This is a genomic window from Ruminococcus sp. (assembly GCF_017549005.1).
Lineage (GTDB): Bacteria > Bacillota > Clostridia > Oscillospirales > Ruminococcaceae > Ruminococcus.
In genome coordinates, this window is sequence record NZ_JAFYYT010000015.1 from 1 (window position 1) to 10,929 (window position 10,929).

A 10,929-nucleotide genomic window follows, 5' to 3' on the forward strand; every position below is an offset into this window, starting at 1 on the left:
AAAGAAAGCCCTGAAACAGGCTGAAAAGCGTATCATTGAGCTTGACAGGCTGTTTACAAGGCTTTATGAGGACAATGTATCAGGGAAAATTTCCGATGAGCGATTTGCTGTCATGTCCGAAGGATATGAGGACGAACAGAAGAAACTAAAGGCAAGCGTTACAGAGCTTACTGCCTATATCGAAACCGCCGAACAGAAGTCCGCTGATGTGACCGCATTCATCAGCGTGGTGCAGAAGTATGAGCGTATCACGGAGCTTACTCCAGAGATCATGCATGAGCTTATCGAGAAGATCGTTGTTCATGCTCCTGATAAGAGCAGCGGTCACCGCACACAGCAGATCGACATTTATTATCGATTCGATGTCGCAGTATCGACTGCGGTCGCTGACAGTATGAAGTACGACAAAAAGAGAAAGGTTGCGTAACCAAGGCAGTTACGCAACCTCATCTTAAAATCTTAAATACTTCTTTATCGGCGCTCCTCTAATGGAGCGGTTATTTTTATATTGCAGCATTAAAAATGTAGTATTCAGCTCTGTTTCTGACATACAACGGTTATCTTCATTAAATCATCAACTGTTTCCGCATATATACTTCCGCCCATGAGCTCCATAAGTCTGCGGCAGATGTAAAGTCCGAGACCGCTGCCCTGCTGGGAGCCTGTATTCGAGCCGCGCCAGAAGCTATCGAAAATGTGCGGGAGCTCCTTATCGGGAAGAGTACAGCCCGTATTCGCTACAGTTATAAGGCGGCATTCCTCTTCGTCTGAAAAACTTAGGGAAATGCTGTTCCCGTCGCCGTATTTCACGGCATTTTCTATAATATTCTGCAATACCTCCTCGAGTCTGTCGGCGTCGCCGCGGAGTATGCAGTTACTGTATTCTCCGACGCTGAATGAAGTTCCCGTTACGGAGAGCTTGTCGCTGTAATACTTGTCTATCCTGTTTATCACGTCCGACAGGTAAAACTCGGTGCAGCGGACATCAAAGTCCATAACGTCGCCGCTGAGATTGCCTGACAGCTCGCAGACTATCTTTTCTATCTCATTGGCCTTTTCGTTTATGCTTTCTGCTGCAAGGAGCTGCTTTTCGGGAGAGGAATATATCCCCTTTGAAAGAGCCTTTGAGTAGAGCTTTATTGCGGAAAGAGGAGTCTTTATGTCGTGCGACAGCGAAAGCAGGAAGGTCTTCTCGTTTTTGGCGTATTCAAGCTCCTTCTGACGGGAATGCTCAAGTTCCTGACGGAGCATATCCAGTCCCCATATGAACCTGCCGAAAAACCTGCTTTTGTGCTCTTTCAGCGGCAGTACGAGATTTCTCTTTGAAAGCTGTTCGGGCAGGCTGTTGAGTTCGTTGAAGGGCTTCAGCAGCTTTTGCCTGATAAAGATAAACGCTGAAATTACGATAAGGGCAAAAACTGCAAGAACTACGTTGAACGTGACGAGAAGTGAGTTGTTTTTCTGCGGTTTGTCCATATATTCTATGCGGTAAAGCCTGTTGTTTATTTCACTGATCATATACTCGTTTTCGGAGCTGCAGAAGCCGTCTTCTCCATTATATTCGTAAATACCGATTATATTCGGATAATCCTCCGCACTGACCTGATTTCCCATTGCAAGCTCCTGTTCCGCGCGGCTGACTTCGACTTTATACAGCGGTACTTCGGATCTGTTCTGTTTCAGCAGTATCATATTAACGGTCAGGAAAAAAACAGCGAAAAGAACTGCGAAAACAGCCGCTATCCTGTCAAAGCTCTTCATATCAGTCCTCCCAGCGGTAGCCCTTGCCCCATACGGTAATTATCTTCCGTGGATTTTTCGGGTCTTCCTCAACTTTTTCCCTGAGCCATTTTATATGCACGGTAAGTGTCTGAGGCTCTGATTCGCTGTCAGCTCCCCATATCCTGTTGAAAATGAAGTCCTTGCCGAGTGTCTGTCCCTTATTTGCCATAAGCAGATGGAGAAGCTCAAATTCCTTTGCAGTCATGCTTAGAGGAGCTCCGCCCTTTTCAACAGTACCGTCAGCAAGATCGAGGACTATATCGCCGTCAGTAAGCTTGTCAATGGCAAGTCTGCGCCTGAAAATCCCCTTTATCTTTGCGATGAGTATATCAATATCATATGGCTTTTCGATGTAGTCGTCAGCTCCGAGGAGAATGCCGTTGAGCTTGTCCTCCTTGTCCGTTCTTGCGGTAAGTATGATTATGGGAGTATTGTCCTTTTCCCTTATTTGTCTGCATACTGCAAAGCCGTCCGTTCCGGGGAGCATTATATCAAGCAGGACAAGCCTTGCCCCGTATTTTTCAAACAGGGACAAGGCTTTTTCCGCAGAAGCGGCAGTACTTACGGTATAGTTCTCACAGCGGAGAAAATCGCACAGAAGACTGCAAAGCTCCTCATTATCCTCAACGATAAGTATATCTACCATTTTACCAACCCATTTCCAGAAGCCAGTTGTTAAGTCCTCTTTCACGCTCATGGAGCGAAAGCTTCCTGTTAACATTATACTCGCCCTTTATGTTTCCGTCAACTATAAAAAGTATCCTCGAGCATTTTGCAGCGACTTTTGCATCATGGGTGACGAGCATTAATGTGGTGCCGTTTTCGTTCAGCTTTGTCAGCTCCTCCATTACTTCGTCGGAGGCAGTCCTGTTGAGAGCTCCTGTAGGCTCGTCGGCGAATATCATATCAGGGTCGTTTATCATGCTGCGGCATATACAGGCTCTCTGGAGCTGACCGCCCGAGACCTCGTTTATGTCGTTCTCGCTTATCTCGCTGATACCGAGCTTATGCATGAGCTCCCTGCCGTGCTTGACGATATCCCTGCGGCTGTCCTTATTCTTTTTGGACTTTACCGCAGGAAGTATGATATTGTCGATGATTGAGAGATTTTTCATCATGTACATCTGCTGAAAGATGAATCCCATATCGTCGAGGCGCATTTCCGCAAGGTCGTTCTCGCTCATGTCTGCGAGGTCCCTGCCGCAGAAGCTGACGCTGCCTGCGGTCATTTTGTCCATTCCCGAGACCGTGTACAGCAGGGTGGACTTGCCCGAGCCCGAAGGTCCCATAACAGCTACCATTTCCCCCTTGTCTATGCGGAAGCTGACGTTTCTCAGAACATTGTTCTGCCTTTTGTTGATTATATAAGTCTTGCAGAGGTCTTTGACCTCAAGAACAGCAGTAGTCATATCCATTCTCCTTTATTCTATATCGGACGTATCCGAAGCATTTATTGTTTTCATGTATATCGCGGTGAAGAACGCGCCGGTCAGTGTGGCTGCCACCACGATTATCGGGTAAATAATGTATACCTCAACGGGCTTTATGTTATATTCCACACCGTTTATAGCTCCCATAATGCTGAATATGGGGTTTATGCAGAGCTTTGTGACAGGCAAGCAAAGCGCTATGGATATCACTGAAGCAACTGCTGCAACTATGGCAAAGCGCAGGATGTGCTGACCAATGACAGACCGCGTCTTGAAGCCCATTGCTTTCATCAGGGCTATTTCCGGCTTTTCCTTTGAGATGAAGGAACGCTCCATGAGCACGGATATCATGATGACTATCACTGCTGTTATAAGTATCACCATGAGTTTTACGCCGTTAATTGTGTCCTTTATATCAGTGCCTATGCAGTGCATAACAAAGTCGTCCGTGTCATCAACATACTTTGTGCTGAAGATATCTTTCATTTTTTCTATTCGTTTTTTCGTTTTGGCTTTGTCGGGGGAATCGTCGAAATCAATCTGGAATCCCAGCACCTGCTTGATACTCTCTTCGGGAATGTCAGCGTTTTCGTTGAATTTTCCTGATTCTCCAAATTGTATCAGGCTCTGTGAGAGTGCCGAGACAATGTAATCGTCAGTCTTTCCGTTAAGCGTAAGCTTGACTTTGTCACCCAGACCGATGCCGAGCTTTTCGGCTACAGGAGTGGTGAGCGCTATCTCGTTTGCATATTTCGGAGCATAGCCCTCAGAGTACATATAATCAGAGGAATTTGTGTTTCTGTTATACATGAATGCAGGTGAAGCTTTTTTGCCGTTTGCTTCAAGTGTCGGGAATAGCAGAGCTTCTGAGGTAACTTTGCATGGCATACCGTTGTCTGCAAGTTTTTTCTCAATTTCATTGCACATTTCCCTATAAGTTACTTCTCCTGTCATTACCTTTGCTATCATATCGGTACTTGTAATGTATGCGTCGCTTTCCTGAGCGCCAAAGAGCGGGAGGAGCTTTCCACTTGAAAGAGTGTTTGCGGTATTTGCAAGTCCCATTATAAGGAGCAGACATACCGTAAAGATGACCGTCATTACGCCGAACTGCTTCGGGCTGCTGAAAACATCGTTGACTGCAAGGAATTTAGTTGCGCCAAGCTTGCTTTTGCCGAGGTGAAGCAGACCTCTCTTACTGAACCTTTCACCTGTCTGACCACTTCGTACTGCGTCTATAGGTGAGAGCTTCTTTATCTTACGGGTACATCTCCAGCAGAAAAGCAGGATTATCAGTACGACCGCAATGCTACAGACGATGTTTATAAGCAGAGCGTTATCATTTCCGAGCACCATATTGTCGCTGACCGACTTCATAAGTGCGTTTCCGAACGGGATACTCAGCAGAAGCCCTGTAAATGCTCCGATAACTGCGATACCGAGATACTTCACAAGATACAGTCCGCGGACGGAACTGTTTCTGAGTCCGAGAGCCTTCATAACGCCTATCTCACGGAACTCTTCGTTGATAGTAAAGCTTATGGTGAACCTGAGCACGACAAATGAAACTATTATCAGGCACACGCTAACTATCAGGAGCATTCCGGCTACGATGATATTCATTATGTAGCTTGTTTTTACCACAGATATTCCCTTATTGAAGTTTACAGTGGGGATATCCGAAAGGTCAGATTCAAGAGTGTTTTTATCATAGCCATTGATATAGAAGACAATGCCGCTGTTGTTTTCCCTTACCTTTTCGTCTGCCATGAATTTTTCATAGTCCGAATTGTTGACTATCAGACGCGGATTATTGAACATTTCCGAACCGAAGAAGGCGTCCTTTGCGATGCCTGCGTATTTGAAGGTGAGTTCTGTATCGCCCAGCTTCGTCTGAAATTCGTCGCCGAAATCAAGAGCTGCTTTTGAGATAAGACTTCCGGTGAAGTAAGCATAGCCCTCGGGAACTTCTTTCAATACATTGTTATCCTTATCAAAGTAATTCAGCTTTCCGTTATCAATCGGAAGCAGCAGAACGGAGTTGCCAAGATCAACTATTTTCTTGCCATTCTGTGTCAGGGCGCTGTAGTTGAAGAAAAGCTGATCTTCTCTGCGGTAGTCTTTGACATTCGGCTGATTATTGAGAAACTCTTCTATCTCATCGCCATTGTGATTAAGTGTCAGGACAAAGTGGTCACTCATATCGGCTTTCTCAAAGTAATAATCGAGACCGTTCAGAACAGTTATGATATTGTTGACGCTGCTCGCCGCGAACATAGTCGCAAGTATTACGAACAACAGGAGAATGACGTTCATGGTCTTTTTCCGTTTAAGGTCCTTTTTTAGTATTCTCAGATACATATTAACCCCTCGCTTTCTGTGTCTTTATCTTAGCATGGGAATTATTAAATAATCCTTAAATGTATTTTTCAGTATGATACCAGTGTTTTTCGCTTGTGTACATATTCCATATAATGATTTTATCATTTATATTTAATAAATTCAAGTGAGTTTTGAGAACTTCTTGCCTTTATATTTCTTTTATGGAAAAAACAGCAGACACGGGCAAAAAAAATCAAGTTTTTAATGATTGTTATTACAAATACAACTATTGGTTGCAAAAAGTCTATTATTATTCGCTTGAACTCAACCAAATGTTGTGATAGAATGTAATTGTTGAAAGCACAGAGAAAGGCGGTGCGGCATGGATAAAAACAGCATTTTCAGAATCAACCTTGTAAAGCGCAGAAAAGCCCTCGGGCTTACACAGGAACAGCTTGCGGCTCGTATGAACGTTTCGCCTCAGGCTGTCTCCAAATGGGAAAATTCCAGCTATCCCGACGGTGAATTGCTCCCACAGCTCGCTAAGGAACTGAATACCTCTCTTGATTCGCTTTTCGGCGTAAAGGTAATGAGCAGTGAAAGAGATATCGAACAGCTCGTTGATGATGAAATGAGAGCGACGCTTCCCGAAAACCGCTCCGAAAAGTTCATGAAGATCATGTATACCGCCCTCTGTGCCTGCAATCCCAACAACGACACCGTTGCAAAGCTCCGCGACAGTTATGAGCACGAGACTTATGCAGGGCTTAAAACCGACCGTGAACTGGCACTATCACGGCTGAGCAGGGATCTCCGGTACTTCTGCTTTCTGGAGATCCCCGAAAACGGTGTTAATTCCTACTTCGGCGACACCACGAATATGATACGGCTTTTCAACACTCTTGCGGACGGCGACGCTATCAGTATCATAAGCTATCTCGGCGCAAGCGTGAGGAACAAGATGTTTTCAACGGCAATGATATCCGACAAGCTTGGCATAGCTCCCGAAAAGGTGCAGCATATCATCGACAGGCTCGACAGGTTCGGACTTGTCTGGCGCGTTTCCGCGGATATTTCAGACCAGCCCGTCATACTTTACGGTTATACGCATCAGATACCTCTTACCCTGATACTTGTCCTCGCAAAGACCATTACAAACTATATAAAATATATGGACCCAAATGTTGAGGAGTGGAGCCAGGGCGCGTTCAGACGCGAGAACGGCGAGCAGGACGAGGTGGTCCCTCAGGTACCGTGGTGGGGAGAAGGAGAACTTTAGACTATAACAGCGTCAGCTGTTAATAATACCGCCGGGGCATTACGGCGGAATAAAACGGAGGAGAAAACATGAAGAAAACAGCAGCATTTATTGCAGCCTGCGTTGTGTCGGGCTGTGCAGTCACCGCGCCCATGAGCGGCGTAAACAGTAACCTTGCTCTTGCAGCGGACGGCTATGACATGAATATCACGGTAGACCTCAAGGGCGAACGCAAGGAGATCTCACCCCTTATTTACGGCGTAAACCAGTACACCTCGCCTCTCAAGGACGTCAGGGCGAACGCGGTTCGTCAGGGCGGAAACCGTATGACCGCCTATAACTGGGAGACCAACGCTTCAAACGCAGGCTCAGACTGGAAGCACAGCTCGGATACCAACCTTTCCGAGTCCGATGATCCTGCCGACTGCGTACAGGTACTCTCCAAGGACGCAGCTAAGTACGGCGTGGGCTACAAGCTGACGACTCTCCAGCTTGCAGGCTATGTTTCGGCAGATAAGGCAGGTCCTGTATCGGAGGAGGAGAAAGCTCCCTCAAAGCGCTGGAACAAGGTAGTCCTCACAAAGGACGCTCCTTTTGCAGATACTCCCGATCTTACAGACGGTGTAGTCTACATGGACGAGTATGTAAACTATATCATAAAAAAGCTTGGCGATTCCGGGTCCGAGACAGGTATCCAGGGTTACAGCCTCGATAACGAGCCGGTTCTCTGGAACGAGACCCACAGCAGAATGCACCCCGACCCTGTTACTATCGAGGAGCTCAGCACCAAGTCGATAGAAATGGCAAAGGCTGTCAAGAAGCTGGATCCCAATGCGGAGATATTCGGACCTGCACTTTACGGATATACAGCTTTCGACCATCTCGATGACGACGATTTCCACGACGAATGGGAAACTGTCAAGGCAGAGAACAACTACCACTGGTATCTCGACTGCTACCTCGATCAGATGAAGAAGGCTTCCGAGGAAAGCGGCACAAGACTCCTTGACGTTCTCGATATTCACTATTACTCAGAGTCAGCAAGAAAAGGCATCGACGACAGATTACAGTCTGTCCGCACTCTCTATGAGGAAGGCTTCGTTGAGAACAGCTGGATAGGACAGTGGTGCATGGAGAACGTTCCGATACTTCCTACGGTAAAGAAGTCAATCGATAAATATTATCCCGGCACAAAGCTTGCTATCTCCGAGTACAATTTCGGCGGCGGTGATAACGCTTCGGGAACTATCGCACAGGCTGAGGCGCTTGGCTGCTACGCTGACCAGGGCGTTTACTTCGCTACACTCTGGGGCGGCGAGCCTTTCATCATGGCAGGAATCAACCTCTATACCAACTACGACGGCAAGGGCGGCTGCTTCGGTGATACCCTCATTCCTGCGGCTACAGAGGACGTTTCAAAGTCCAGCACTTATGCAGCTGTAAACGCCGAGGACGATTCAAAGGTCACTGTAATGGTCACGAACAAGGATCAGGCAAACAGTGAAAATGCCGTTATCGACCTCAAAAATGCGGCAAAGGATTATAAATCCGCAGCTGTATATGCAATTTTCGGCACCGACGAGCAGATAAAGCTCATTGATATCGTAAAGGACGTCAAGGACAACAAGGTAAATGTGGAGCTCCCTGCATTCTCGGCTGCTATGGTAGTAGTTTCCGACAAGGCAGACGCTTTCGACGGACTCAAGACTTACTATGAGACCAGGAAGGACACAGTTACAAAGGAATACACAGATATCGAGTCGCTCACAAACGACAAGGGCTTCGTTGTAGTTCCCATCGAGGACGCAAAGCACCTTTCAAAGATAATCATCAACGGCTCTGTAACATCGAGCGCAGGCTCAAGCTGGGGAACAGCAGGCTGTGCAGTATGTATGAACGCGGTATCAAAGGACGGCGAGGGCTTCTGGACATATAAGGACTACTCCCTCAGTCTCGGCAGCAATGTATCTGCTATAGTGAAGTTCGACGGCACACTCACCAAAACTACAGGCGAGGGAGCTGATAAGGTCTCCGAGGACCTTGAGGCTACTATTGCTGACGGCAAGATAGAGCTGCAGAAGTGGTGGGACGCTTCCGAAAAAGGTGAAGCTTCCGTTGATGACAAGATAGAAGTCAAGTATTCCGGCATTCAGGTGGTATATGAGTATGAACAGGGCGAAGCTCCTGCGGTAACAACTACTACCACAACAGGAACAACAACGACTTCCGCAACTACAAGCACATCAACTGTCACAACTTCTTCTGCAACTTCAGACGGAGGTGAAAAAACTGTATACGGCGACGCAAACTGCGACGGTATGATCGACCTTGCAGATGCTGTGATTATCATGCAGTCTCTTGCAAATCCCAACAAGTACGGCAAGAATGGTACCGATGAGCACCACATCACGGATAAGGGACTTGTAAATGCGGACTGCTGCAATGCAGGCGACGGCGTTACAACAAATGACGCACTTGCGATTCAGCTTTACAAGCTTAATGTTATAAAGACTCTTCCGGGTGAAATAAAGTAATGAGCATTCTTCGCTCATTCGACAATTGAATTATGAAAGCGGCTGTTTCACGTTAAAAGCGTGCTGCAGCCGCTTTTTTCACCTTTATCGTGAAAAAAAGATGGATATTGGCATATATATATAATATTGCCTCTTGTTTAATATATATATTGCAAAAATGCACATTATGATAAGATCCTGCACTGCCATGCTTTGGCGATAAAACGAGTTTTCACGGGAGCGTGCGCTGAAAAGTGCTTTTTTTCAGATAAAAAGCTCTTTTAAGGAACGCAATAAATGGTTAGTTTTTAAACCGACCGCAATATTCGGCTTGTATACGTATCGTTAAAATAATATAATTATGTACAGAAAGACATACGAGCTCGTTCATTTTTCTGAGGGATCACTTAATCTAAAACATCTCAGAAGGAGTGATCGAAGTGAAATCGAAAAAAATCAGAAAGGTCATCAGCGGTACTGTATCTGCAATGATGATCGCAGCAAGCATACCTGTTGTAGCTTCTGCTGCCGATCAGCAGACAAGAGGCAATATCGGCGGATATGACTACGAAATGTGGAACCAGAACGGACAGGGACAGGCTTCTATGAACCCCGGCGCAGGTTCTTTTACCTGCTCATGGAGCAATATTGAGAACTTCCTTGCACGTATGGGTAAGAATTTCGACAGCCAGAAGAAGAATTACAAGGCTTTCGGCAACATTGTCCTCACTTACGATGTTGAGTACACACCAAGAGGAAATTCGTATATGTGTGTATATGGCTGGACAAGAAATCCTCTCATGGAGTACTATATCGTTGAAGGCTGGGGCGACTGGCGTCCACCCGGAAACGACGGTGAGAGAAAGGGTAATGTAACTCTCAACGGCAATACATATGAAATTGCCAAGACAATGCGTTACAATCAGCCTTCTCTCGACGGTACATCAACATTCCCACAGTATTGGAGCATAAGAACTACAAGCGGTTCAGCTAATAATCAGACTAACTACATGAAGGGAACTATCGACGTATCCAAGCACTTTGACGCATGGTCACAGGCAGGTCTTGATATGTCGGGTACTCTCTATGAGGTTTCCCTTAATATCGAAGGCTACAGATCGAACGGTTCTGCTAACGTAAAGAGCGTAACAGTTACAACTAATGCAGCTGACAGCGGCAACGGCGGTCAGCAGCAGGATCTCGGCGGCGGAAATGACTGGAACCAGGGCGGTTTCGATTTCGGCGGCGGTCAGCAGAATAATGACTGGAACAACTGGAACCAGGGCGGCAACGACTGGAATCAGGGTGGCTTCGACTGGAACCAGGGTCAGCAGAACAACGCCTGGAACAACTGGAATCAGGGCGGCTTCGACTGGAACCAGGGTCAGCAGAACAACGACTGGAACAACTGGAATCAGGGCGGTTTTGACTGGAACCAGGGTCAGCAGAACAACGACTGGAACAACTGGAACCAGGGCGGCAACGACTGGAATCAGGGTCAGCAGAATAACGACTGGAACAACTGGAACCAGGGCGGAAATGACTGGAATCAGGGTCAGCAGAATAACGACTGGAACAACTGGAACCAGGGCGGCAACGACTGGAACCAGGGTCAGCAGAATAA

At 46.6% G+C, this 10,929-nt stretch carries 8 protein-coding genes; 4 read left to right on the forward strand and 4 right to left on the reverse strand.

Features of this window, described 5'->3' with window-relative positions; genetic code table 11:
- A partial coding sequence (locus IKW96_RS05200; RefSeq protein ID WP_296571234.1) for a DUF4368 domain-containing protein occupies positions 1–427 on the forward strand: 427 nt, incomplete at its 5' end.
- 104 nt (positions 428–531) lie between these two features.
- On the opposite strand, the gene IKW96_RS05205 is transcribed toward IKW96_RS05200, so the two are convergent.
- The 4 genes from IKW96_RS05205 to IKW96_RS05220 are packed head-to-tail and all read right to left on the reverse strand — an operon-like array spanning position 532 to position 5,573.
- On the reverse strand, positions 532–1,761 hold the full coding sequence (locus tag IKW96_RS05205; RefSeq protein WP_296571236.1) for a HAMP domain-containing sensor histidine kinase: 1,230 nt from the start codon (positions 1,759–1,761) through the stop codon (positions 532–534).
- A 1-nt stretch (position 1,762) separates the two neighbouring features.
- A complete protein-coding gene (locus IKW96_RS05210; RefSeq protein ID WP_296571238.1) occupies positions 1,763–2,428 on the reverse strand; it encodes a response regulator transcription factor in 666 nt (221 codons plus the stop codon).
- 1 nt (position 2,429) lies between these two features.
- Positions 2,430–3,191: an ABC transporter ATP-binding protein gene (locus tag IKW96_RS05215; RefSeq protein WP_296571240.1), complete on the reverse strand. Its 762-nt coding sequence runs from the start codon at positions 3,189–3,191 to the stop codon at positions 2,430–2,432.
- A gap of 12 nt (positions 3,192–3,203) precedes the next feature.
- On the reverse strand, positions 3,204–5,573 hold the full coding sequence (locus IKW96_RS05220) for an ABC transporter permease (RefSeq protein ID WP_296571243.1): 2,370 nt from the start codon (positions 5,571–5,573) through the stop codon (positions 3,204–3,206).
- Positions 5,574–5,916: 343 nt separating this feature from the next.
- On the opposite strand from IKW96_RS05220, the gene IKW96_RS05225 reads away from it, so the two are divergent.
- The 3 genes from IKW96_RS05225 to IKW96_RS05235 all read left to right on the forward strand — a co-directional run.
- Entirely contained in the window at positions 5,917–6,813 is an 897-nt protein-coding gene (locus tag IKW96_RS05225) for a helix-turn-helix transcriptional regulator (RefSeq protein WP_296571246.1), read from the forward strand.
- Positions 6,814–6,881: 68 nt separating this feature from the next.
- On the forward strand, positions 6,882–9,326 hold the full coding sequence (locus tag IKW96_RS05230; RefSeq protein ID WP_296571248.1) for a glycoside hydrolase family 44 protein: 2,445 nt from the start codon (positions 6,882–6,884) through the stop codon (positions 9,324–9,326).
- Between the two features lie 419 nt (positions 9,327–9,745).
- A partial coding sequence (locus IKW96_RS05235) for a glycoside hydrolase family 11 protein (RefSeq protein ID WP_296571253.1) occupies positions 9,746–10,929 on the forward strand: 1,184 nt, incomplete at its 3' end.

Bases quoted from the DNA above. Each gene is read 5' to 3' on its own strand.
- IKW96_RS05205 (WP_296571236.1), bottom strand. From the start codon at position 1,761: ATGAAGAGCTTTGACAGGATAGCGGCTGTTTTCGCAGTTCTTTTCGCT.
- IKW96_RS05210 (WP_296571238.1), bottom strand. From the start codon at position 2,428: ATGGTAGATATACTTATCGTTGAGGATAATGAGGAGCTTTGCAGTCTT.
- IKW96_RS05215 (WP_296571240.1), bottom strand. From the start codon at position 3,191: ATGACTACTGCTGTTCTTGAGGTCAAAGACCTCTGCAAGACTTATATA.
- IKW96_RS05220 (WP_296571243.1), bottom strand. From the start codon at position 5,573: ATGTATCTGAGAATACTAAAAAAGGACCTTAAACGGAAAAAGACCATG.
- IKW96_RS05225 (WP_296571246.1), top strand. From the start codon at position 5,917: ATGGATAAAAACAGCATTTTCAGAATCAACCTTGTAAAGCGCAGAAAA.
- IKW96_RS05230 (WP_296571248.1), top strand. From the start codon at position 6,882: ATGAAGAAAACAGCAGCATTTATTGCAGCCTGCGTTGTGTCGGGCTGT.